Below are 23,206 nucleotides of genomic sequence, written 5' to 3' on the forward strand. Positions count from 1 at the left end.
CGGCGGTTCCGTGCGCCGCCCCCGGTGCGTGCCGTGCGGGCGTGCGCCCATGAGCGTCCGCGACGTCAGGCGTTCTGCGGCGCGGGCTCGGGCGCCTTCTGCTGTGCTTCCGCCTCGGCCTCGGCCTCCGGCGGCGCCGACTCGGGCCGCACCATCACGCAGTCGAACTCGACCACCCGCCCGGTCGCCGGCTCCCGCGTCACCGGATACATCCCGGTGATGCCGAAACCCCGGCCCTCGTACGCGGCGATGGATTCGGCCATCGCCGGGCTGCCCTCGTACAGCCGCAGCGGCGCGACCTCCGACTGCAGTCCCACGAAGTCGTCGATCCGCTCGCCGCCGCCCTCGAAGACCTGCAGGTCGAACCCCTGCGTATCCATCTTCAGATACGGGCGCGGGTCGGCGATGCCGTCGAGCGCCTCGTCCATCACCTCGTCGAGGCGGCGGATGGTGATCTCCTCGGTACGGCCCTTCTTGAACCGCTTGTAGCGGCCGCGGCCGTAGTCGCTGGGCGGCAGCAGCGAGTTCATCGTGTTCCAGTCGATGTGGATCGTGCTGGTGCCCGCCTCGCTGCCGAGGGCGCAGTGGTGGACGAGCCACTCGGGGTCGTCCTTGGCGGCTTCCTGCAGCCGCTCGAAGGTGAGCGAGACCGGCTCGAAGGAGATGATCCGCCCCTTGTAGCCGGAGCGGCGCAGCCGCTTCGCGTACTGGCCGGCGTTGGCGCCCACGTCGAAGACGCAGTTCACGCCGTACTTCTCGAGGATTCCGGCCACATGGTGGTGACACAGGTACTGGGCGGCGGCGAGCTGGAACTCCCGCTCGTCGTCCACGGCCTGGCCGGTCTGCAGGAGCAGATGAGCTCCGGTGGCGCCGAACTTGGCCTGCTTCCACTTACCGGAGTCACGCACCAGCAGATCGGCCCCGGGGCCCATGGGTATCCGCCGTCGTGCACCGCGCCGCGAGATCACGGCGGCTCCCGGCTCCAGATCGAGCACATGAACACCGAACCGCGGAAGCGTGGCGAGCAGTCGTCTGAAAAGGGTCGTCATGGGCCCACCCTGGCAGACGAGTTGACGTACGAGGAGGGGCTTGACGCAAGAGATCCTCCTCAGGCGCGGACGAGGGGAACACCGGACCCGTTCCCTTTTCGCAATCACAATTGTCCAACGGTTGTGGAACAAGCTGATCAAAGAGCCCAACCCTTTCGTACACCCGGCCGTCGAACTCGGTGTCAGGCGGCCAACAGGGGGTGGCCGTGGGGGAAACGTGAAGCTTGGGGAAGCATGCGCATCTCATTCCTGATCAACAGTGCGTACGGGATCGGGGGGACGATCCGCACCACCTTCAACCTGGCCGAGCAGCTCGCTCAGCAGCATGAGGTCGAAGTGGTGTCGGTGTTCCGCAACCGCGACCGTCCGGTGCTCGCGCCGGACGGGAACGTTCCGTTGCGGCACCTCGTCGACCTGCGCACCCAGGAGGCGACCTATGAGGGAGATGATCCCGAGCACCAACTGCCGTCGCGCTATTTCGCGCGCCACGACGGCAAGTACGACCGCTACAGCCGGCTGACGGACCGGCGCATCGGCGACTACCTCGCCACCACCGAGGCGGATGTGGTCATCGGCACCCGGCCCGGCCTCAACACCCACATCGCCCGCCAGACGCGGCGCGGCCCGGTGCTGGTCGGCCAGGAGCACCTGACGTTCAAGACGCACCCGGTCCGGCTGCGCCGTGAACTGCGCTCCGTCTACCCGCGGCTCGACGCGCTGGTCACGGTCACCGAGACGGACGCCCGCGACTACCGCGACCGGCTGTGGCTGCCCGGCGTCCGCGTCGAGGCGGTGCCGAACTCGGTGCCCGAGCCGGCCGTCGAGCCCGCGGACGGCGAGGGCAAGTGGGTCGTGGCCGCCGGGCGGCTCACCGGGATGAAACGCTTCGACCTGCTGATACGGGCTTTCGCCATCGTTGTCGAACAGCGCCCCGACTGGCGGCTGCGGATCTACGGCAGCGGCGTCGAGAAGGCCGCACTGCGCGAGCTCATCGGCGAGCTCGGCCTCTACAACAACGTCTTCCTGATGGGTCCGGCCAGCCCGCTGGAGCCGGAGTGGCCCAAGGGCTCGATCGCCGCCGTCACCTCCAGCTTCGAACCCTTCGGCATGACCATCGTCGAGGCGATGCGCTCCGGCCTGCCCGTGGTCGCCACCGACTGCCCGCACGGCCCCGGCGAGATCATCACCTCCGGCGTGGACGGCCAGCTGGTGCCCAACGGCAACGTCGAGGCCATCGCCGACGCGCTGCTCGACCTGATCAACGACGACGCCAAGCGCACCGCGATGGGCCGGCACGCCCTGGAGCGCTCCCGCCGCTACGACCCGGCCACGATCGGCGAGCGCTACGAGCAGCTCCTGACCGAGCTGGTCGAGGGCCGCACCGGTCTGAGGACGGGAGCGCACCGCACCCGCGGCGCCCTCGTCGGCAAGGCGTACGCGGCACGCAATGTTGCGGGAGTGGTGAAAGAGGGCGTGGGTTACGCCCGCAAGAACGGTCTGAAGGCCGTGGCACGGAAGGCGCAGACCGTATGAACGCCCCGGCCCTGACCCCCGACGCCGGCCTCGCGACGGCCACCACCTCTGCCAAGGAGGCCGAGCTGCCCAGGACCGAAGCCGACTCCGGACAGGCCGACGGCCCGCGCGCCCACTGCGTGGCCGATGCCGCAGGCGGGATCACCTTCGAGCTGGAGGCCCCCGAGGACGTGGCGGGAGCGCAGGCCGTCCTGCTCCTGACGCGGCGCGGCGGCAGCGGCCCGGACGACGAGGTGCGGTTGCCGCTGACCGGCACGGACACCGGCCGGATGCGCGCGGCCCTGCCCGCCACGATGGCGTTGCCCGAGGGCCGCTGGAACGCGTATCTGCAGCTCGGCGGCGCCGGGACGACCCGCCTGCTGCCCGGCGTCAACGATCTGCGGGCGCTGCTCGACCGCGACCCGGGACCCGGCGCGGGCACGCTCGCGGTACGGATCCCGTACGCCACGAAGTTCGACAACCTCGCCGTCCGCGCCTGGCAGCGCGCCCCGCACGCGGAGGCCGGCGAGCTGAGCATCGGCGCGGAGCAGCTGACGGTACGGGGGCGGCTGTTCGGCGCCGCGGTGGGCGCCGGGGCCGATGTGGAGCTGGTCCACAGGGCGGGGGAGACGGGCCCGCTGAGCGCCGAAGTCACCGCGGACGGTACGGAGTTCAGTGCCACGCTCACGTACAAGGAACTGCGTCCCGGCACCTGGGACCTGTGGCTGCGCCCGGCCGGGACGGAAGGGCCGCGGGTCAGGATCGCGCGGCTGCTCGACGACGTCGCGGACAAGAAGCAGGTCTTCCGCTATCCCGCGCGCCGGATCGACGGCGCGTACGGCCCGGTGGACGCCGGGCCGTACTACACCACGGACAACGACCTCGCGGTCAAGGTGGCCGCCGCCTCCGACGCGGAGTGAAGAGGCGCACCGGCGCGGGCGTCAGCGCAGCGTACGGAAGAACTCCCGCACATCATCCAGGAGCTGCTGCGGCGCCTCCAGGGCGGCGAAGTGCCCGCCCTGCTCGTACTCGTTCCAGTGCGTGATGTTGTTGAGATCCTCGGCCCACCGGCGGATCGCCGGATCCTCATGGAAGTTGGCGACCCCGGTGGGCACCGTGCCAGGCGTGGCCGGGAACCAGTCGAGGTGGTGGGTGTTCTCGTAGTACATCCGCGCCGAGGAGCCGCCCGTGCCGGTCAGCCAGTAGAACATCACGTTGGTCAGGAGCGTGTCCCGGCCGACCGCGTCCTCCGGCAGCTCGGCCGAGGGGTGCGTCCACTCCTTGAACTTCTCGGCGATCCAGGCTAGCTGCCCCACCGGCGAGTCGCTCAGGCTGTACGCGAGGGTCTGCGGCCGCGTCGACTGCAGCTTGTTGTAGCCGAAGCCCTCGTTCGTGAACCATGCGATCTTGTCGAGCCGCGCCAGGTCCTTCTCGCTCAGCTGCGCCTTGAATTCGTCCGAGACGGGCCCGAGCGGGATGAACCCCACCGAGGCGGCGTTCAGATGGATCCCGATCAGCGCCTCGGGCTCGAGCCGCGCGAGCGTCGGCGTGATGATCGCGCCGAGGTCGCCGCCCTGGGCGCCGTACCGCTCGTATCCCAGACGGCCCATGAGCGTGTGCCAGGCGCGCGCGACCCGGCTCGCGTTCCAGCCCTGGTCGCGCGTGGGTCCGGAGAAGCCGAAGCCGGGGATCGCGGGGACCACCACATGGAAGGCGTCCGCCGGGTCGCCGCCGTGGGCACGCGGATCGCTCAACGGGCCGATGAGTTCCAGGAACTCGACGACCGAGCCGGGCCAGCCGTGCGTGAGGATCAGCGGCATCGCGTCCGGCTCGGGCGAGCGGACGTGCAGGAAGTGGACCTGTGCACCGTCGATCTCGGTGCGGAACTGCGGGATCTCGTTGATCCGCGCCTCGTGCTTGCGCCAGTCGTAGCCGGTGCGCCAGTACTCGGCGAGCGTCTTCAGATACGGCAGCGACGTGCCGTAGTCCCAGCCGGCGCCGGGCAGTTCGTCGGGCCAGCGGGTCAGGTCGAGGCGGGTGCGCAGATCGTCGAGCTGCGCCTGCGGTACGTCGATCCGGAAGGGAACAATCGCGGAGGGTGCAGTGGTCTCTGCCATGCCCCTCAACGTAGCGGCGGTCGCGGACAACCGCAGTCCGCAACCGGTCGTATTCCGTCCCGGATCTGATGGCAGACTCGGCCCCATGCTGGAGACCTCCGCCCGACTGCTGAAGCTGCTCTCCCTGCTGCAGGCCCACCGGGAGTGGTCGGGCGCGGACCTGGCCGACCGCCTCGGTGTCACCCCGCGCACCGTCCGCCGGGACATCGACCGGCTGCGCGAACTCGGCTACCCCGTCAACGCCTCACCCGGTACGGGCGGCGGCTACCAGCTGGGCGTCGGCGCCGAGATGCCGCCGCTGCTGCTCGACGACGAGGAGGCGGTGGCCGTCGCGGTGGGGCTGCGCACGGCGGCGGGCCAGGGCATCGAGGGCATCGGCGAGACCTCCGTGCGTGCCCTCGCCAAGCTGGAGCAGGTGCTGCCCGGACGGCTGCGCCGCCGGGTCAGCACGCTCAACGCGTTCACGGTGCCGATGCTGCGCGCGGGCCGGCCCTCGGCCGTGGACCCGGCGGTGCTCACCGAACTCGCGGGCGTCTGCCGCGACAGCGAGCGACTGCGCTTCGAGTACCGCGACCACGGCGGCTCCACGACCCGCCGCACCGTCGAACCGCACCGCCTCGTCTGCACCGAACGCCGCTGGTACCTGGTGGCCTGGGACGTCGACCGCGCGGACTGGCGCACGTTCCGCGCCGACCGCATCACGCCCAAGCCCCCGCACGGCCCGCGCTTCGAGGCCCGCACCCCGCCCGCCGACGACCTCGCCGCGTATGTCTCGCAGGGCGTCTCGAACCGGGCGTACGAGGCCACGGCGACGATCCGGCTGCACACACCGCTCCAGGAGGCACAGCAGCAGATCTCCCCGTCCACGGGCGTCCTCGAAGCCGAGTCGGACACCACCTGCGTGCTGCGCACCGGGGCCGCGAGCCTCGACGTGATGGTCATCCATGTGATGCTCCTGGGCTACGACTTCGATGTCCTCGCCCCCGCCGAGCTGACCGACCACATCAGACGGAACCGCGACCTTCTGACCCGGGCTCTGGAGCGGGCGGATCAGAGTCCGGAGCGGGCGGATCAGAGTCCGGAGAGGGAGGAGCAGGCTCAAGCACCTTCCGCTGCGCCGCGAACTCCGGATGGTGCAGATCGAACGCCGGGGACTCCGAGCGGACCCGGGGCAGCGTGACGAAGTTGTGCCGCGGGGGCGGACACGAGGTCGCCCACTCCAGCGAACGCCCGTACCCCCAGGGGTCGTCCATGGTGACCCTCCTGCCGTACTTCGCGGTCTTCCAGACGTTGTAGACGAACGGCAGGGTCGACAGACCGAGCAGGAACGCCCCGATCGTCGAGATCGTGTTGAGCGCCGTGAACCCGTCGGCGGCCAGATAGTCCGCGTACCGCCGTGGCATCCCCTCCGCGCCCAGCCAGTGCTGGACGAGGAACGTGGTGTGGAAGCCGACGAAGAGCGTCCAGAACTGGATCTTCCCGAGCCGTTCGTCGAGCAGCTTCCCGGTGAACTTCGGCCACCAGAAGTAGAAGCCGCCGAACGTCGCGAAGACCACCGTCCCGAAGACGACGTAGTGGAAGTGCGCGACGACGAAGTACGAGTCGGTGACATGGAAGTCCATCGGCGGCGACGCCAGGATCACCCCCGTCAGACCACCGAACAGGAACGACACCAGGAAGCCGATCGCCCACAGCATCGGCGTCTCGAAGCTGAGGGACCCCTTGAGCATGGTCCCCGTCCAGTTGAAGAACTTCACGCCCGTGGGCACCGCGATCAGGAACGACATGAACGAGAAGAAGGGCAGCAGCACAGCGCCCGTCGCGAACATGTGGTGCGCCCACACGACGACCGACAGACCCGTGATCGCCATGGTGGCGCCGACCAGCATCACGTACCCGAAGATCGGCTTCCGGCTGAACACCGGGATGATCTCGCTGATGATGCCGAAGAACGGCAGCGCGATGATGTAGACCTCCGGATGCCCGAAGAACCAGAACAGGTGCTGCCACAGCAGCGCGCCTCCTGATTCCGCCTCGAACACCATCGACCCGAAGCGCCGGTCGGCCTTCAGGACGAGCAGCGCGGCCGCGAGCACCGGGAACGCGATCAGGATGAGGATCGACGTGAACAGCACGTTCCATGTGAAGACCGGCATACGGAACATCGTCATGCCGGGCGCCCGCATCCCGATGATCGTGGTCAGGAAGTTCACCGCGCCGAGGATCGTGCCGAACCCGGAGAGCGCAAGCCCCATGATCCACAGGTCGGCGCCGATACCGGGGGAGCGCTCCAGGCTGTTGAGCGGCGCGTAGGCGAACCAGCCGAAGTTCGCCGGGCCCGAGGGCACGAGCAGCGAGCCGAGCACGATGAGGCCGCCGAAGAGGAACAGCCAGTACGAGAGCATGTTGAGCCGGGGGAACGCCACGTCGGGGGCGCCGATCTGCAGCGGCATGATCTCGTTGGCGAAGCCCGCGAAGGTCGGCGTCGCGAAGAGCAGCAGCATGATCGTGCCGTGCATCGTGAACGCCTGGTTGAACTCGTTGTTGCTCATCAGCTGCAGCCCGGGCCGGGCGAGTTCGGCCCGCATCATGAGCGCCATCAGTCCGGCGACGAGGAAGAAGCCGAACGACGTGATCAGGTAGAGATGCCCGATCTTCTTGTGGTCGGTGGTCGTCAGCCAGTCGACGGCGATCCGTCCCGGCCGGCGCACCGGAGCCGCGTCGGCGAGCTCCCGCACGGTGTCCGTCCCCATCCCTGCCCCCTCGCGTCGTCACGTCCGGGTCCTGGAGCACTCGCCATGATGCTCGCGCCGGGCCGTCTCCGACAGAGGGCCTGCGCAAGGAAGAGGGGATTCCGTGGGGGAACGATGAATTCCCCCTTGCGCCGTCAAGTCATCGGCGCGGCAAGGGGATCGTGATTACGGGACTATCACGGGCCGTCGGGCGGAGGGGAATTCACCGCGAAGCGGAGGGCCTTTATGTGGCAGCACTCGGACGGCACCGGGAGACCGCCGAAATAATTCCGAACCGCTCGTTCGTGTGAAGTGGGAGCGTATAAACCGCTGTCGTGAACCTGTGACACAAGCGTGACCGCCGGGGGACAGGTGACGCGCGGTGGCGTCCGCCGGGCCGGTCCGTTCCTGTACGGAGCCGCCGGGAGCCGCCTACGGTGGGCCGTATGGCACCGATACCCACACCCGGAGCAGAACCCCAGGAGAGCCTCGACAGCTATGTCGGCCTCGACGCGCAGAACGCGGAGCGGCGGGCTCGCGAGCACGGCTGGAACACGGTCAGAACGCTTCCGCCGGGCGCGATCATCACCATGGAGTACCGCGAGGGACGGCTGAACCTCGAGGTCACGGACGGCGCGGTGACGCGCTGCTGGAAGGGCTGAGCCGGCTTCCCGCGTGACCTCGCAGCTGCCGGCAGGTCCTCAGGCGCCCGTGACCGGACTGGCCGACGTGGAGCGGGTGACCCGGTCCGGATGCGCCGGCCGGCGGCTGCCGGCCGGCGTCAGAGGCGTCCGCTCGGAGCGCACCGCGTGCGTACGGTGCGCCCGGGCGGGGTGGACGGTAGCGGCGATCGGCTCGTGCGCCGGGACCTCGTCGTCGGCCGGGGTGCGCTGCGGGAACAGCGCGGGGACGCCCACCGGGACGGTGGTGCCCGCGGCGGCGCGGCGCTCGCGGATCCGGTCGCGCAGCGCGAAGATCCAGGCCTCGGCCCGGGCGACCAGCGGCTCGAACCAGGGCAGCGCGAGCAGGATGAGCAGGCCCGCGGCCCAGCCGAGCATGACGTCGCTGAGCCAGTGCGTGCCCAGGTAGACGGTGCTGAGGCCGACGCCGAGCGCCACGATCGCGGAGACCGCGGACAGATAGCGGCGGGTGCGCTGGCTGGAGGCCAGATACGCGAGGATGCCCCAGGTCACGACGGCGTTCGCGGTGTGGCCGGAGGGGAATATATCGCCGTTGCCGAAGTGCCACATCTCGTTGGAACCGATGGCCGTGGCGTAGTGCGGACCGAGCCGGCCCATACCGATCTTGGCGGCGCCGACCGTGACGTTGAGCAGCAGCAGTGCGGTACCGAGCACGAGCAGCGGCCGCAGCGTGTGCTGCCGCCACGAGCGCCAGCCGAGCCAGGCCAGGACCATCACGGCGGTGGGGCCGCGCTGGCCGAGCACCACGTAGTAGTCGATGAACGCGTGCAGCTCCGGCCACTGCTGGTAGGGCCGGAAGAACATGAGCTGCCAGTCGAGCCGGACGAGCCAGGACGTGTTGATGACGGCCACGATGATGAGCCCGTAGAACACCAGGGTCGAGCCGAGAAGCACGATCCGGTGCGGGCTCATCCGCGGAACGTCAAGGTTCTGCGGCCGCTCAGGCTCACGGTCCAGACGGGCGAAGAGCCGGTCCAGACGGGTGAGGTTTTGTTCGGTACGCACCCAATCGACGTTACAGCGGGTGAGGTAGGGCTTAGGTCAAAAGGGCGACTTCGTGATGACGATGTGATGTGGGATTGATCTCAGACGGACATTTATTCCCGTCGCCCGTCCAAAAGCAGATGACCATACGCCGGTAATTCATGGGCCGGTTCCGCGGTTGTTTTATCGCGCGTCCCAAATTCGTTCACCTGCAATCGGCGCCGATTTTCCCCGCCGATCACGGCGGGCCCGAGCCGTTCAGCCACAGCGCCCCGTACACCGCGGATGCCACGCCCACGACCGTCACAACCGCCGCCGACCTGGACGTTCGCAGCCGGGCCAGCGCGACGGCGAGGGGCAGCAGCAGCGGGAACGCCGGGAGCAGCAGGCGCGGCTTCGAGCCGAAGTAGCCCGAGGCGCAGAGCGCGAGTGCCACCACGATTCCCGTGTAGACCAGGAGCGGCACCGGCTGCTTCTGCCGTACGCCGGTCACGTACAGCCAGATCACCAGGACGACCCCGACGATGAGGCCGAGCCCGGCGAGCGCTGAGGGGAACGAGGTGAACTTGTCGGCGACGAAGCGCGCGAACGCGTAACCGAAGTCGAAGCCGTTGCCCCACTGCTTCTGCACGTCGAGATAGCCGAAGAGCCCGCCGCCGGTCTTCTGCCCGACCCACAGCACGTACCCGGCCGCCCCGAGCGGCGCGAGCACCGTGCCCAGGACCAGGCGCCAGGGCGCCCGCCTCTCCCGCACGACGAAGAGCACCGCCGCGACCCACAGTGCCGCGACGACCGCCATCCCGACCGGCCGGGTCAGACCCGCGAGCGCAGCGAGGAGCCCGGCCGTCACCCAGCGTTCGCGCAGCACCGCGTACAGCGACCAGGCGGCGAGCGCCGTGAACAGCGCCTCGCTGTACGCCATCGACGCCACGATCCCGACAGGCAGCACCGCCCACAGCGCCACCGCGCAGACCCCGGCCCGCCGGCCGTACAGCCGGTCGGCGATCAGGAAGATCCCCCAGGCCGCGGCGAGCGAGGCGAGCCAGGCGACCACCATCCCCGCGTCCGCGTACGACAGCGGGCTGATCGCCGCGAGGCCCCGCTCCAGCCAGGGCAGCAGCGGGAAGAACGCCAGGTTCGAGTGGACCGTGCCGTCGGGCAGCGTGGTCTGCCAGCCGTAGCCGTGCTCGGCGACGCGGGTGTACCAGAGCGAGTCCCAGCGCGCGGTGAGCAAGGTGTGCGGGTTCTTGCCCGTGCCCAGGCACCACAGCGCGAGCACCGCGAGACCGAGCGCACGCACACCGGCGTGGACGAGCAGTGCGGGTGCGGCATGGCGCAGCGCTCCTGCGAGGCGGCCGCTGCCCTGGGCAGGTCGGAGATCCAGATCGGTCACGGGCTCGATTATGGGCGGCGGCCGTCGCGAGGCCCGAACCGTGGTGTGCCCTGTGTGCGTGTATAGGGCGAAGAAGGGTGGTGTATCCCACAAGCACCTCGCGTGCGCGTGAGAGATGGACCACGCGCACCTGCGGTGAACTCGCGTAATCTGACGGCTCACTCGTACGGCGCGCCGGTCCGGCCCCACCCGACGGCAGCGTTCGAGGCCCCACTGGAGGTACACGGATGAGCGGGACGACCACGGCTGCCGCGCGGCGGCCCTCGGCCGCCTACCGCCGCCTGTGTCCCGAGGGCGGGGCCAATCGCTGGGTCGTCCTGATCGTCCTGTGTGTGTCCCTGGCGATCGTCGCGATCGACTCGACCGTGCTCCATGTCGCGGTCCCGGCCGTCACCGAGGACCTCAAGCCCGGCGGCATCCAGCTCCTGTGGATCGTGGACGCCTACCCGCTGGTGTGCGCGGCCCTCCTGATCCTCTTCGGCACCCTCGGCGACCGCGTCGGCCGCCGCAAGGTCCTGCTCATCGGATACGGGCTCTTCGGCGTCGCCTCCGCGATGGCGGCCCTCGCCGACACCCCTCATCTGCTCATCGCCGCCCGGGCGCTGCTCGGCGTCGGCGGCGCGATGATCATGCCCGCGACTCTCTCGATCGTCCGCCAGGTCTTCCCCGACCGGCGCGAACGGGCCGTCGCCATCGGTGTCTGGACCGCCGTCGCCGCGGTCGGCGCCGCGGCCGGACCGCTCCTCGGCGGCTTCCTCCTGGAGCACTTCTGGTGGGGCGCGGTCTTCCTGATCAACATCCCGCTGATGTTCGCGAGCCTCTTCGCCGGACGCTGGCTGCTGCCCGAGTCGACCGGTGACCGCGAGGGCCCGTGGGACGTGGTCGGCGCGCTGATGGCCGCCGGCGGTCTGTTCGGCGTGGTCATGGGTGTGAAGCGCGCGGGCGGCGGCGAAGGCGTGGTCAGTGCGATGACGCTGGTGCCGCTGGTCGTCGGCGCGGTGCTGCTCGTCCTCTTCGTACGGCGCCAGCGGCGGCGCAGGCACCCGCTCGTCGATCTGTCGATGTTCGCCCGGCCCGCGTTCGGCACGTCGGTGAGCTGCATCGTGCTCGCGATGCTCGCGCTCGTCGGCCTGATGCTGATCGCCGCCCAGTACCTGCAGCTCGTCCTCGGCCTCTCCCCGCTGGAGACCGGTCTGCGGATGGTCCCGCTGACGCTCGCCGCGATGGCCGGCGGTCTGGTCGGCTCGCGGGTGCTGCCGAAGGTCGGGCCGCGGGCCATGGTCGTCTCGGGCTTCTGTCTCACCGCGGCCGCGGTCCTCGTCCTCACGTTCCTGGGCCATGACGACAACCCGCCGCTGATGCTGGCCGGGTTCGTGCTGCTCGGCTTCGGTCTGCAGACCACGCTGTTCGGTTCGTACGAGTCGATGCTCTCCGAGGCGCCGCCCGGCCAGGCCGGCGGTGCGGCGGCGATCGGCGAGACCTCGTACCAGCTCGGCGGCGGCATGGGCATAGCGCTCCTCGGCAGCGTCATGAACGCGGCCTACGCTCCCGGGCTCGACACCGCGTCGGGCGTCCCCGAGTCCGCGCGCGCCGCGGCCTCGCACTCGCTCGGCGAGGCGTACGAGGTGGCGGACTCGCTGGGCGGCGGCGTCGGCGACGTACTGCGCTCGGCGGCCCGCGACTCGTTCGTGAACGGACTGCACGTCACGCTCCTGGTGAGCGCGGGGCTGCTGCTGCTCGGGGCACTGGCCGCGCTGCGGCTGCCGCGGGTCATGGCGTGCGGGACCGAGGACGTGATGGGCGCGATCCCGTCACCGGCACCCGCGCGCGACGCGGCCCCCGCTCCCGCGCCCGCCCCTTCCCGCGAACCGGCTGCGATCGAGTCCCGCGGCTGAGGTGGGGGCGTCTGCGGCGGGCTGAGTTGGTAGCCTCCCGGTTACCACTGCTAGTTTTCCGTGCCCGTATCGGAGGCCGGTCATGTCCGCACCCTCAGCTCCTCCCTTCGATCCCCGCGACCCCCTCGGTCTCGACGACCTGCTCGAACCCGAGGACCTCGCCATCCGCGACACCGTCCGGTCCTGGGCCGCCGACCGTGTCCTGCCGCACATCGCCGACTGGTACGAGCGCGGCGAACTGCCCGGTGTGCACGAACTCGCCCGTGAACTCGGCGGCATCGGCGCCCTCGGCATGTCGCTCACCGGCTACGGCTGCGCGGGCGCGAGCGCCGTGCAGTACGGGCTGGCCTGCCTGGAGCTGGAAGCCGCCGACTCCGGCATCCGCTCCCTCGTCTCCGTGCAGGGCTCGCTCGCGATGTACGCGATCTGGAAGTTCGGCTCCGAGGAGCAGAAGCAGGAGTGGCTGCCGAAGATGGCGGCCGGCGAGGCCATCGGCTGCTTCGGCCTGACCGAGCCCGACCACGGCTCCGACCCGGCGGGCATGCGCACGTACGCCAAGAAGGACGGCACCGACTGGGTGCTCACCGGGCGCAAGATGTGGATCACCAACGGCTCGGTGGCGAAGGTCGCGGTCGTCTGGGCGCAGACCGACTACGGCATCCGCGGCTTCGTCGTCCCGACGGACAGCCCCGGGTTCTCCGCCCCCGAGATCAAGCACAAGTGGTCGCTGCGCGCGTCCATCACCAGCGAGCTGGTGATGGACGAGGTGCGGCTGCCCGCCGACGCCGTACTGCCCGAGGTCACCGGCCTTCGCGGACCGCTGAGCTGTCTCAGCCACGCGCGGTACGGAATCGTCTGGGGTGCGATGGGCGCGGCCCGCGCCAGCTTCGAGGCGGCGGTCGACTACGCCAAGTCCCGTGAGCAGTTCGGCCGGCCCATCGGCGGCTTCCAGCTCACCCAGGCCAAGCTCGCGGACATGGCCGTCGAGCTGCACAAGGGGATTCTGCTCGCGCACCATCTGGGCCGCCGGATGGACGCCGGGCGGCTGCGGCCCGAGCAGGTCAGCTTCGGCAAGCTCAACAATGTGCGCGAGGCCATCGAGATCTGCCGGACCTCACGCACCATCCTCGGTGCGAACGGGATTTCGCTGGAGTACCCCGTGATGCGTCATGCGACGAACCTCGAATCGGTGCTCACCTACGAAGGCACCGTCGAGATGCACCAGCTGGTGCTCGGCAAGGCGCTCACCGGGCTCGACGCCTTCCGGTGAGACCTGCGTTCCGGTGAAGCTGCGGACGGCGGCCCGCTCACCGAGCGGGCCGCACGTCAGCTCTGGTTGAAGAAACCGTCGGCCGGCCGCGCGGCCGGCTCCCCGTTGACGATCTGGGTGTTGGCCGGGGTCAGCAGGAACACCCGGCCCGCCACACGCTCGATGGAGCCGCGCAGACCGAAGGTCAGACCGGCCGCGAAGTCCACCACGCGCTTGGCGTCGGAAGGGTCCATCGCCGTGAGGTTCACGATGACCGGGACCCCGTCGCGGAACAGCTCACCGATGCCGCGGGCGTCGCGGAAGCTGTCCGGCGTGATGGTGCCGATCCGCCGGCCCTGGTCCCCTGCCGTCTGCGACGCGACACGGACTCGCGGGTCGGTGACCCAGGAGTTGTCCGTACGGGACTCCTCGACCGCGTCGACCGCGTCGCCGTCGTCCTCGTAGCCGCCGTAGTAACGCTCGTCATCGTTGTCGTCGACGAGGCCAAGCCAGGCGCTTGCCTTACGTACCGATCCCATGGACGCCTCCTCTCACAGCGGTTCTGAACCCCGCACGTCCCCTATGGTCGTCCATGATGCTCAGCGGCATCCGCGTTGACCCAGCTGTTTTTCGCCGCGCCGGGGTTTCGTGACGGTACTGGTGCAGAACGTACCCCCCATGACTCAAGGGTCCTGACGGGCACGGCTGCTGACAGTGAGTGAAATAGTATTTGTTGTGGCGTACGGGTGATACCGGCGTGTCATGGAGATCTCGTGGCGGATACGATGCGGCCGCCTGTCCAAAGCGACCTCGCGGGGGAGAGTCGACGTGTTCGGAATCGTGCGACCGTGCAGCCATCACCTGGGCGAAGGGCTCAAGTCTCAGTGGATGGCCCATCTTTGCGGGCTCTGTCTCGCGTTGCGCAAGGACCACGGCCAGTTCTCACGGATCGTCACCAACTATGACGGCCTGCTGATCTCGGTTCTGACGGAGGCTCAGGCCGAGCGCAGCACCGACTGGCGGCGTACGGCGGGGCCTTGCCCGCTGCGCGGGATGCGCACCGCGTCCGTGGCGCAGGGCGAGGGCGCGCGCCTGGCCGCCGCCGTCTCGCTCGTGCTCGCGTCCGCCAAGGTCCGTGATCACATGGCCGACGGCGACGGGATGCTCGCGCGCAAGCCCGTCGCGGCCGCCGCGCGGCGGGTGGCGAAGGGCTGGGACCGGGCCGGGGCGCGGGCGGGCTCCGCGGTCGGCTTCGACACCGCCGTCCTGGTCGACGCCGTGGACCGGCAGACGGGGATCGAGGCCCTCGCCGGGCCCGGCACTTCACTGCTCACCGTCACCGAGCCCACCGAGACGGCGACCGCCGCGGCCTTCGCGCACACCGCGCAGCTCTCCGGGCGCCCGGAGAACGCCGTGGCGCTCGCCGAGGCGGGCCGGCTCTTCGGACGGCTCGCGCATCTCCTCGACGCGGTGGAGGACCAGGCGGCCGACGCCGAGTCCGGCGCGTGGAACCCGCTGACGGCGACCGGCACGTCCCTGCACGAGGCGCGGCGGCTCGCGGACGACGCGCTGCACGGGATCCGACTGGCGCTCGGCGATGTGCAGTTCACGGAGAAGAAGCTCGCGCATGTGCTGCTCGCGCACGAGCTGCGGCGCTCGGTGGACCGGACCTTCGGCTCGACGACCTGCTCGCACCAGCACCCCGGCGCGGGCGGCCCGCAGGGCTTCGGTCCGCCGCCGTCGGGGTTCGGCGGCCAGAACCCGTACGACGGCGGTGCGGGGAATCCGTACGGCGGGGGAGCGGGGAATCCGTACGGCGGGGGAGCGGGCGGGCCCGGCGGTCCCGGTGGATTCGGCGGCGGTTCCGGTGGGTTCGGCGGGATGCCCTCGCCGGAGCAGCCGAAGGGACGGCGCGGGTTCTGGGCCGGGTGCGGGATGTTCTTCGTCGTCTGCTGCACCTGCAAGATGTGCTGCGCCGAGTCGTACGAGGGCCCGTGGTCGCGCAAGAAGCGCGAAGGCTGCTGCCAGAACTGCGACTGCGGCTGCAACGGCGGATGCGACTGCTGCTGCCCGTGCGACGGCTGCTGAGCCGTACGTCCGAAGTGCCGAGGGTGAACGCCCTGCCGAGGGTGAACGCCCCGCCGAGTGGGTGCGCGGGCGCGGCAGCGCGGGAATAGCGTGAGGTGATCTTGCGCTCTGGTCTCGTGCCGCACGAGCCCGCCCCGTACGAAAGGCCGCCCATGAGCACCGACCCCGCCGACGCCTGGAAGCGCTGGCACGAGCAGCGTGTCGAGACCGTCTCGGCGCCCACCGGACCGCTCTCCCTCACCGGTACGCACTGGCTCGGGGACTATCCGGAAGGGCAACTTCCGGCCATTGCCGGGCGGTGGACCGAGGACGGGGACGCCGTACTGCTGCGGGCCACGGCCCAGGACGGTCTGACGCTCGACGGGCAGCCGTTCAGCGGCGAGGTGCGGCTCGGTGCCGACACCGGTCCGGCCGCCACACGCGTTGCGCTCGGCGGGCGGCGGCTCATGGTGATGGTCCGCGAAGGGCTGTGGGCGGTACGGGACTTCGACCCGGACTCGCCCGCGCGGCGCGCGTTCCAGGGGATCGAGGTCACGCCGTACGCGGCCGGCTGGACGCTCCCTGGACGGTTCACCCCGTATGAGAGCAAGAACACCGTCCAGGTCGAGAACGCCGACGGGCGCGAGCGCGGGCTCGGTCTCGGCGGTGAACTGGCCTTCCATGTCGAAGGGGCCGAGCACACCCTCCAGGTCAGCGTCGAGAGCGACGGGTCGCTGTGGGCCGTGTTCGCCGACGCGTCGAGCGGCCGTGGCAGCCACCGCTTCCGGTTCCTGCGGACCCCGCCGCCCGGGTCCGACGGGAGCGTGGCCGTCGACTTCAACCGCGTGACGCTGCCGCCCTGCGCCTTCGCGGACCACTTCATCTGCCCGTTCCCGCCGCCCGGCAACACCCTCGCGGTGGCGGTCGAGGCGGGCGAACGGAACCTCTCCGCCCGGTAGTCCGTCCGACCTGACACAGACGACCCCGGTGGTGTCCTTTCGTACGGAAGACGCCACCGGGGCAGAAGTGCGGGCCGGGGCAGACGGCCGAAAGGCGCCCTTGTGCCGCCAACTCACGGGCCGAATACTCCCGAACAGCGCTTGTCAGGGGCACAACGTATCCGGAATCTCGGCATACGGACGGTTTCCTGGCTGCGCCTCACGGGCCCGACCCCACAACACGGGCCCCCGATTCCCCTCGGGAGGAACGACAAGTGAGGAACAAGCGCACCACCCCCCGCAGCGGTATAGCGAGACGTACGAGGCTGATCGCGGTCGGCACCGGTCTGGTGGCAGCGGCGGCGCTCGCCGTGCCCAGCGCCAGCGCCAGCGCGGACCAGGCAGCGGCCTTCAGCGCCGCGGAGCTCGGCAAGGCGAGCAACGCGATGCTCAAGGCGGACGTCGGCGGTACCGCATGGAACATCGACTCCAAGACCAACCGCCTGGTCGTGACGGTCGACTCCACCGTCTCGCAGGCGGAGATCAGGGAGATCAGGAGCGCCGCCGGAGCCCAGGCCGGCGCCCTGAAGATCGAGCGCACCCCTGGCAAGTTCAGCAAGCTGCTCTCCGGCGGTGACGCCATCTACGCGTCCAGCTGGCGCTGCTCGGCCGGCTTCAACGTCCGCAGCGGCTCCACCTACTACTTCCTGACCGCCGGTCACTGCACCGAGGGCGCGGGCAACTGGTACACCAACTCCAGCCGCTCCACGCTGATCGGCCCGACCGCGGGCTCCAGCTTCCCGGGCAACGACTACGGCATCGTGCGGTACTCCAACACCTCGATCTCGCACCCGGGCACCGTCGGCGGCCAGGACATCACCAGCGCGGCGAACGCCACGGTCGGCATGTCCGTGACCCGCCGCGGCTCCACCACCGGCACCCACCGCGGCTCCGTCACCGGCCTCAACGCCACGGTGAACTACGGCGGCGGCGACATCGTCTACGGCATGATCCGCACCAACGTGTGCGCCGAGCCCGGCGACTCCGGCGGCCCGCTCTACTCCGGTACCCGCGCGGTCGGTCTGACCTCCGGCGGCTCCGGCAACTGCTCCACCGGCGGTACGACCTTCTTCCAGCCGGTCACCGAGGCCCTGAGCGCCTACGGCGTCAGCGTCTACTAGGCACCCGCGCGACACGACTGCAGCCGGCAGCAGGCGGCCCCCGTCCGGATCCCGGGCGGGGGCCCGCCCATGTCCGTTCCGTGTCCGTCCCGTGCTGCTCATCGCCTGCCCCTCCCCATCGCCCATCACGGGAGTTACCGTCGGAAGTGTCCCGAGACACGTCCCTTTCGGACCCTGGGGGGCCGCAATGGTCGAGGAGTTGGTGGCGGCGGGCGCGGCGGTGGCTTCCGCCGGTGCGGTGTACGCGATGGCGGCCGCTCGGGTCGTCAAACAGTACGAGCGGGGTGTGGTGTTCCGCCTCGGCCGTCTCAGGGAGAACGTGCGGGGTCCCGGGTTCACGATGATCGTGCCGTTCGTGGACCGGATGCGGAAGGTCAATCTGCAGATCGTGACGATGCCCGTGCCGGCCCAGGAGGGCATCACACGGGACAACGTGACGGTGCGTGTGGACGCCGTCGTCTACTTCAAGGTGGTCGACGCTGCGGACGCCGTCGTCCAGGTCGAGGACTACCGCTTCGCCGTCTCGCAGATGGCGCAGACCTCGCTGCGGTCCATCATCGGCAAGAGCGATCTCGACGATCTGCTCTCCAACCGCGAGAAGCTCAACCAGGGCCTGGAGCTGATGATCGACAGCCCGGCCATCGGCTGGGGCGTGCAGATCGACCGGGTCGAGATCAAGGACGTATCGCTGCCGGAGACGATGAAGCGGTCCATGGCGCGCCAGGCCGAGGCGGACCGTGAGCGGCGGGCGCGGGTCATCAACGCGGACGCGGAGCTGCAGGCCTCCAAGAAGCTGGCCGAGGCCGCGCACGAGATGGCCGAGGAACCGGCCGCGCTCCAACTGCGGCTGCTCCAGACCGTGGTGGCCGTGGCGGCCGAGAAGAACTCGACCCTGGTCCTTCCGTTCCCGGTCGAGCTGCTCAGGTTCCTGGAGCGCGCGCAGCAGAACCTGCCCGGTCAGGCACCGGTTCAGGACGGCGGCACGGGACGGGCGCAGCAGGCGGCGCTCGACGAGGGTCGCGATCAGGGCCGCGATCAGGGCCGCGATCAGGGCGGGGACCAGGGCAAGTCATCGGAGTAGCGGACTGATTCACGCCTCCCGAGGGGCGATTTCAAGACAGGACTAGTCCTCACAGGCTGCTGACAGCTTGCTCGCACGCGGTGTTTGCAGCGAAGAGCGGCCTGGGGTGACCCGCGGTCACCAACGCGCCGGGGGCGCACGCCTGTTGTCGTGCGCTCGTCCTGAAGTCGACCTTGTGTGCTACCAGTCGGTATCGGAATAGTGGGCGCCACAACATGGGCATGGACACGGCTTTTTCTCTTCGGCCGGGTCCTGACCCGTACGCCTTCCGGTCCCGGTGACCCCCACGCACCGGGACCGACCCCCCACAGGAGGTCGTGAAGTTGAAGCACCGACGCATACCCAAGCGGCGGGCCGCAGTGGCCGGCGCGGGCGTTGCCGCGCTGGTGGCCGCGGGATTGACGTTCCAGACTGCGAACGCGAGCCAGGAGGCCCCCACCCCTGAGCTCAAGACCCTTTCGGCGACGGCGGCCGGAAAGCTCGCCTCCACCCTCGGCGAGGACCTCGGCACGGACGCCGCGGGCACGTACTACGACGCCGATGCGAAGACTCTCGTCGTCAACGTTCTTGACAAGGCCGCGGCCGACGTCGTGACGGAGGCCGGCGGCAAGGCCAGAGTCGTGGAGAACTCGCTGGCCGAGCTGAAGAGCGCCCGTACGACGCTGACCGACAAGGCCACCATCCCGGGCACGTCCTGGGCCACGGACCCCACCACCAACAAGGTGGTCGTCACCGCGGACCGCACGGTCTCGGGTGCCGAGTGGGACCAGCTGAGCAAGGTCGTCGAGGGCCTCGGCGGCAAGGCCGAACTGCAGCGCAGCAAGGGCGAGTTCAAGAAGTTCATCGCCGGCGGCGACGCGATCCTGAGCGGCGGCGGCCGCTGCTCGCTCGGCTTCAACGTCGTCAAGGACGGTGCCCCGCACTTCATCACCGCGGGCCACTGCGGTGAGGCGGGCTCCACCTGGCAGGACGCGGACGGCGGCGAGCTCGGCGAGATGGTCGAGTCCTCCTTCCCCGACAACGACTTCGCCCTGGTGAAGTACGCGGACGGGGTCGAGCACCCGAGCGAGGTCAACCTCTACAACGGCAGCAGCCAGGCCATCACGGCCGCGGCCGAGGCGACCGTCGGCATGCAGGTGCAGCGTTCCGGCTCCACCACGCAGGTGCACGACGGTGAGGTCGTGGCCCTGGACGCCACCGTGAACTACGGCAACGGCGACATCGTGAACGGTCTGATCCAGACCACCGTCTGCGCCGAGCCCGGCGACAGCGGCGGTTCGCTCTTCGCGGGAGACCAGGCCGTGGGCCTCACCTCCGGCGGCAGCGGCAACTGCAGCTCGGGCGGCGAGACCTTCTTCCAGCCGGTGACCGAGGCGCTGCAGGTGTTCGGCGCCGAGATCGGCTGACGGCTCGTAGTAAAAGGCTCATTTGACGGCCCCGCTTCCCTTTCGAGGGGAGCGGGGTCTTTTTCTCGAAATTCTTGTGAAAGTTTTCACAAGCACGCAAGGGGCTTTGGTCCCAAAGGGAAGCCGCAGGTCGGATCAGGTTCCCATGGGTCGACTTTGATCTTGAAGGGACCTTCGACCCGGCTGTTCAGGCCTTTATCGGCCCTCCCGTGACCGCCTGCGGGTGTCGAATTGAGAAGTCAGCGAGAACGGTCGCAGCCGCAATGAAGGAGTACCTGCCATGCAGGCGAACGAAATGGTGGACGGGCTGGTCCAGGGGGCGCTCAAGTCGCTCGATCTCTTCGAGACCTATGACCAGGAGCAGGTCGACCACATCGTCAAGAAGGCCTCCCTCGCGGCCCTCGCCCAGCACGGCGAACTGGCCCGGCTGGCCGTGGAGGAGACCGGCCGCGGCATCTTCGAGGACAAGGCCGTCAAGAACCTCTTCGCGTGCGAGCACGTCGTCAACTCGATGCGCGGCCTCAAGACCGCCGGGGTCATCTCCCGCGACGAGCTGAACGGCATCACCGAGATCGCGGAGCCGGTCGGCGTCATCTGCGCCATGACCCCCGTGACCAACCCGACCTCGACCACGATCTTCAAGGCCCTGATCGCCCTGAAGACCCGTAACCCGATCATCTTCGCCTTCCACCCCTCCGCGCAGCACTGCTCCGCCGAGGCCGCCCGGATCGTGCGCGACGCCGCGATCGAGGCCGGTGCCCCGGAGAACTGCGTGCAGTGGGTCGAGGAGCCCTCGATGGAGGCCACCGGCCTCCTCATGAACCACGAAGGTGTCTCCACCATCCTCGCCACCGGCGGCAACGCGATGGTCAAGGCCGCCTACTCCTGCGGCAAGCCGGCCCTCGGCGTCGGCGCGGGCAACGTCCCCGCGTACGTCCACAAGAGCGCCAAGCTGCAGCGCGCCGTCCACGACATCGTGCTCTCGAAGGCCTTCGACAACGGCATGATCTGCGCCTCCGAGCAGGCCGTCATCCTCGACGCCGAGATCTACGACGCGGGCATCGAGGAGTTCAAGCGCCTTGGTGCGTACGTGGTGTCGGCCGCCGAGAAGACCCAGCTGGAGAACTTCATCTTCGGCACCAGCGCCTACGGCGAGAACTGCGCCGGCGCCAAGCTGAACCCGAACGTCGTCGGCAAGTCCCCGCAGTGGATCGCCGAGCAGGCCGGCTTCACCGTGCCCGAGTCCGCCTCGATCCTGCTCGCCGAGTGCCACGAGGTCGGCGACAGCGAGCCGCTGGCCCGCGAGAAGCTCTCGCCGGTCCTGGCCGCCCTGAAGGCAGGCTCCACCGAGCTCGGTGTCGAACTGGCCGCGCGGATGGTCGAGTTCCACGGCCTCGGCCACTCCGCCGCGATCCACGCCGAGGACGAGGAGCTGGTCGAGGAGTTCGGCAAGCGCGTCAAGGCGATCCGCGTCATCGCCAACTCGCCCTCCACGTTCGGCGGCATCGGCGACGTCTACAACGCCTTCCTGCCCTCGCTGACGCTCGGCTGCGGCTCGTACGGCCACAACTCGGTCTCCAACAACGTGACCGCGGTCAACCTCGTCAACATCAAGCGGATCGGACGGCGCAACACCAACATGCAGTGGTTCAAGGTCCCGCCGAAGATCTACTTCGAGCGCAACTCCATCCGCTACCTCGCCGAGATGGACGGCATCAAGAAGGTCTCGATCGTCACCGACAAGACCATGGTCGCGCTCGGCTTCGTGCAGAAGGCGGTCGACATCCTGCAGTCCCGGGCCGGCGGTGTCTCGGTCCAGGTCATCGACAACGTCGAGCCCAACCCGGAGCTGGACACCGTGCAGGCCGGCGCCGCGATGATGCGGGACTTCGAGCCGGACACCATCATCGGTCTCGGCGGCGGCTCGCCGATGGACGCCGCGAAGATCATGTGGCTGATGTACGAGCACCCGGAGATCGCCTTCGCCGACACGAAGGAGAAGTTCTTCGACGTGCGCAAGCGGGCCTTCAAGTTCCCGCAACTGGGCGAGAAGGCGAAGATGGTCGCCATCCCGACCACGTCGGGCACCGGCTCCGAGGTCACCCCGTTCGCGGTCATCTCCGACCCGAAGGCCGCCCAGAAGTACCCGCTGGCCGACTACGCGCTCACCCCGAACGTCGCGATCGTCGACCCGAACCTGCCGATGGGCCTGCCGGCCTCCGTCACCGCCGACTCCGGCTTCGACGCCCTGACGCACGCCACCGAGGCGTACATCTCCGCCTACTCGAACGACTACACCGACGGCCTCTGCCTCCAGGCCATCAAGCTGATCTTCGAGAACCTCGAGGACTGCGTGAAGCTCGGCGCCAAGGCCCCCGAGGCGCGCGAGAAGATGCACAACGCGTCCACGGTGGCGGGCATGGCCTTCGCCAACGCCTTCCTCGGCTTGGTGCACGCGATGGCCCACACCCTGGGCAACACCTTCCACGTCCCGCACGGCCGCACCAACGCGCTGCTCCTGCCGCACGTCATCCGCCACAACGGCACCGTGACGCACAAGGCAACGCCGTGGCCGAAGGCCGAGGTCTACCGGGCGCCGGAGCGGCTGCAGGAGATCGCGAAGATGCTGGGCCTGAAGGCCTCGACGCCCGCCGAAGGTGTGGAGTCCTACGCCGCCGCCGTCGAGGAGCTGCGCTCGCGGTGCGGTATCCCGGCCTCGTTCCAGGAGGAGGGTGTCGATGAGAGCGCCTTCATCGCGGCCCTGCCGCAGCAGGCCATGAACGCCTACGCCGACCAGTGCGCACCCGCCAACCCGCGGATGCCGATGATCGACGACATGCAGCGGCTGATGCGGCAGGCGTACTACGGAACGGGTGACGGTTCGCCGCGCGCCTGAGGCTG

At 69.7% G+C, this 23,206-nt stretch carries 17 protein-coding genes and 1 pseudogene; 12 read left to right on the forward strand and 6 right to left on the reverse strand.

All coding sequences use genetic code 11. The features are described 5' to 3' along the window. Positions 1 to 65: 65 nt before the first annotated feature. Positions 66 to 1,049 (reverse strand): FkbM family methyltransferase, encoded by a 984-nt coding sequence (locus ACIBI4_RS10525; RefSeq protein ID WP_399203299.1) that lies wholly within the window; start codon positions 1,047 to 1,049, stop codon positions 66 to 68. A gap of 234 nt (positions 1,050 to 1,283) precedes the next feature. Here ACIBI4_RS10525 and ACIBI4_RS10530 point away from each other — a divergent pair, with 234 nt between their 5' ends. Both ACIBI4_RS10530 and ACIBI4_RS10535 read left to right on the forward strand, forming a co-directional pair. Further along, positions 1,284 to 2,582 carry a glycosyltransferase family 4 protein gene (locus ACIBI4_RS10530; protein WP_399203300.1) on the forward strand — a complete coding sequence of 433 codons (1,299 nt, stop codon included), beginning with the start codon at positions 1,284 to 1,286 and terminating at the stop codon, positions 2,580 to 2,582. Continuing rightward, on the forward strand, positions 2,579 to 3,481 hold the full coding sequence (locus tag ACIBI4_RS10535; RefSeq protein WP_399203301.1) for a hypothetical protein: 903 nt from the start codon (positions 2,579 to 2,581) through the stop codon (positions 3,479 to 3,481). The genes ACIBI4_RS10530 and ACIBI4_RS10535 overlap by 4 nt, the downstream gene beginning before the upstream one ends. A gap of 21 nt (positions 3,482 to 3,502) precedes the next feature. Here ACIBI4_RS10535 and ACIBI4_RS10540 read toward each other — a convergent pair whose 3' ends face one another. Further along, on the reverse strand, positions 3,503 to 4,678 hold the full coding sequence (locus tag ACIBI4_RS10540; RefSeq protein WP_399203302.1) for an epoxide hydrolase family protein: 1,176 nt from the start codon (positions 4,676 to 4,678) through the stop codon (positions 3,503 to 3,505). Between the two features lie 85 nt (positions 4,679 to 4,763). Here ACIBI4_RS10540 and ACIBI4_RS10545 point away from each other — a divergent pair, with 85 nt between their 5' ends. Further along, positions 4,764 to 5,858 carry a helix-turn-helix transcriptional regulator gene (locus ACIBI4_RS10545; RefSeq protein ID WP_399203303.1) on the forward strand — a complete coding sequence of 365 codons (1,095 nt, stop codon included), beginning with the start codon at positions 4,764 to 4,766 and terminating at the stop codon, positions 5,856 to 5,858. On the opposite strand, the pseudogene ctaD reads toward ACIBI4_RS10545, so the two are convergent. After that, positions 5,787 to 7,431: pseudogene (gene ctaD / locus ACIBI4_RS10550) on the reverse strand (cytochrome c oxidase subunit I); the annotation flags it as partial. The gene ACIBI4_RS10545 and the pseudogene ctaD overlap by 72 nt on opposite strands. Before the next feature lie 425 nt (positions 7,432 to 7,856). Here ctaD and ACIBI4_RS10555 point away from each other — a divergent pair. Continuing rightward, entirely contained in the window at positions 7,857 to 8,072 is a 216-nt protein-coding gene (locus ACIBI4_RS10555; RefSeq protein WP_399203304.1) for an I78 family peptidase inhibitor, read from the forward strand. Positions 8,073 to 8,111: 39 nt separating this feature from the next. Here ACIBI4_RS10555 and ACIBI4_RS10560 read toward each other — a convergent pair whose 3' ends face one another. Further along, a complete protein-coding gene (locus tag ACIBI4_RS10560) occupies positions 8,112 to 9,116 on the reverse strand; it encodes a phosphatase PAP2 family protein (RefSeq protein ID WP_399203305.1) in 1,005 nt (334 codons plus the stop codon). Positions 9,117 to 9,333: 217 nt separating this feature from the next. After that, entirely contained in the window at positions 9,334 to 10,488 is a 1,155-nt protein-coding gene (locus ACIBI4_RS10565) for a glycosyltransferase family 39 protein (protein WP_399203307.1), read from the reverse strand. A gap of 227 nt (positions 10,489 to 10,715) precedes the next feature. On the opposite strand from ACIBI4_RS10565, the gene ACIBI4_RS10570 reads away from it, so the two are divergent. Both ACIBI4_RS10570 and ACIBI4_RS10575 read left to right on the forward strand, forming a co-directional pair. Then, positions 10,716 to 12,383, forward strand: a complete 1,668-nt coding sequence (locus ACIBI4_RS10570) for an MFS transporter (protein ID WP_399203308.1) — start codon at positions 10,716 to 10,718, stop codon at positions 12,381 to 12,383. Positions 12,384 to 12,465: 82 nt separating this feature from the next. After that, complete coding sequence (locus ACIBI4_RS10575) at positions 12,466 to 13,653, forward strand: acyl-CoA dehydrogenase family protein (protein ID WP_399203309.1); 1,188 nt, start codon at positions 12,466 to 12,468, stop codon at positions 13,651 to 13,653. 56 nt (positions 13,654 to 13,709) lie between these two features. On the opposite strand, the gene ACIBI4_RS10580 is transcribed toward ACIBI4_RS10575, so the two are convergent. Continuing rightward, complete coding sequence (locus tag ACIBI4_RS10580) at positions 13,710 to 14,171, reverse strand: cell division protein SepF (RefSeq protein WP_399203310.1); 462 nt, start codon at positions 14,169 to 14,171, stop codon at positions 13,710 to 13,712. 289 nt (positions 14,172 to 14,460) lie between these two features. Here ACIBI4_RS10580 and ACIBI4_RS10585 point away from each other — a divergent pair, with 289 nt between their 5' ends. The 6 genes from ACIBI4_RS10585 (at position 14,461) to adhE (ending at position 23,201) form a co-directional block, all read left to right on the forward strand. Further along, positions 14,461 to 15,720 carry a DUF5685 family protein gene (locus ACIBI4_RS10585; protein ID WP_399203311.1) on the forward strand — a complete coding sequence of 420 codons (1,260 nt, stop codon included), beginning with the start codon at positions 14,461 to 14,463 and terminating at the stop codon, positions 15,718 to 15,720. Positions 15,721 to 15,872: 152 nt separating this feature from the next. Beyond that, positions 15,873 to 16,658, forward strand: a complete 786-nt coding sequence (locus ACIBI4_RS10590) for a DUF1684 domain-containing protein (protein WP_399203312.1) — start codon at positions 15,873 to 15,875, stop codon at positions 16,656 to 16,658. A gap of 254 nt (positions 16,659 to 16,912) precedes the next feature. After that, the gene (locus ACIBI4_RS10595; protein WP_399203313.1) at positions 16,913 to 17,818 is read left to right on the forward strand and encodes a S1 family peptidase; all 906 of its coding nucleotides are present in this window, start codon (positions 16,913 to 16,915) and stop codon (positions 17,816 to 17,818) included. 187 nt (positions 17,819 to 18,005) lie between these two features. Beyond that, positions 18,006 to 18,899 carry a slipin family protein gene (locus tag ACIBI4_RS10600; RefSeq protein WP_399203314.1) on the forward strand — a complete coding sequence of 298 codons (894 nt, stop codon included), beginning with the start codon at positions 18,006 to 18,008 and terminating at the stop codon, positions 18,897 to 18,899. A gap of 323 nt (positions 18,900 to 19,222) precedes the next feature. Further along, positions 19,223 to 20,305 (forward strand): S1 family peptidase, encoded by a 1,083-nt coding sequence (locus tag ACIBI4_RS10605; protein ID WP_399203769.1) that lies wholly within the window; start codon positions 19,223 to 19,225, stop codon positions 20,303 to 20,305. Positions 20,306 to 20,585: 280 nt separating this feature from the next. Continuing rightward, a complete protein-coding gene (gene adhE, locus ACIBI4_RS10610) occupies positions 20,586 to 23,201 on the forward strand; it encodes a bifunctional acetaldehyde-CoA/alcohol dehydrogenase (RefSeq protein WP_399203315.1) in 2,616 nt (871 codons plus the stop codon). Positions 23,202 to 23,206: the final 5 nt, after the last annotated feature.

This window comes from Streptomyces sp. NPDC050418 (genome assembly GCF_044458745.1).
GTDB lineage: Bacteria > Actinomycetota > Actinomycetes > Streptomycetales > Streptomycetaceae > Streptomyces.

Excerpts from the sequence above, each read along its gene's own strand:
- ACIBI4_RS10525 (WP_399203299.1), bottom strand. The coding sequence starts at position 1,049 with ATGACGACCCTTTTCAGACGACTGCTCGCCACGCTTCCGCGGTTCGGT.
- ACIBI4_RS10530 (WP_399203300.1), top strand. The coding sequence starts at position 1,284 with ATGCGCATCTCATTCCTGATCAACAGTGCGTACGGGATCGGGGGGACG.
- ACIBI4_RS10535 (WP_399203301.1), top strand. The coding sequence starts at position 2,579 with ATGAACGCCCCGGCCCTGACCCCCGACGCCGGCCTCGCGACGGCCACC.
- ACIBI4_RS10540 (WP_399203302.1), bottom strand. The coding sequence starts at position 4,678 with ATGGCAGAGACCACTGCACCCTCCGCGATTGTTCCCTTCCGGATCGAC.
- ACIBI4_RS10545 (WP_399203303.1), top strand. The coding sequence starts at position 4,764 with ATGCTGGAGACCTCCGCCCGACTGCTGAAGCTGCTCTCCCTGCTGCAG.
- ACIBI4_RS10555 (WP_399203304.1), top strand. The coding sequence starts at position 7,857 with ATGGCACCGATACCCACACCCGGAGCAGAACCCCAGGAGAGCCTCGAC.
- ACIBI4_RS10570 (WP_399203308.1), top strand. The coding sequence starts at position 10,716 with ATGAGCGGGACGACCACGGCTGCCGCGCGGCGGCCCTCGGCCGCCTAC.
- ACIBI4_RS10575 (WP_399203309.1), top strand. The coding sequence starts at position 12,466 with ATGTCCGCACCCTCAGCTCCTCCCTTCGATCCCCGCGACCCCCTCGGT.
- ACIBI4_RS10580 (WP_399203310.1), bottom strand. The coding sequence starts at position 14,171 with ATGGGATCGGTACGTAAGGCAAGCGCCTGGCTTGGCCTCGTCGACGAC.
- ACIBI4_RS10590 (WP_399203312.1), top strand. The coding sequence starts at position 15,873 with ATGAGCACCGACCCCGCCGACGCCTGGAAGCGCTGGCACGAGCAGCGT.
- ACIBI4_RS10600 (WP_399203314.1), top strand. The coding sequence starts at position 18,006 with ATGGTCGAGGAGTTGGTGGCGGCGGGCGCGGCGGTGGCTTCCGCCGGT.
- adhE (WP_399203315.1), top strand. The coding sequence starts at position 20,586 with ATGCAGGCGAACGAAATGGTGGACGGGCTGGTCCAGGGGGCGCTCAAG.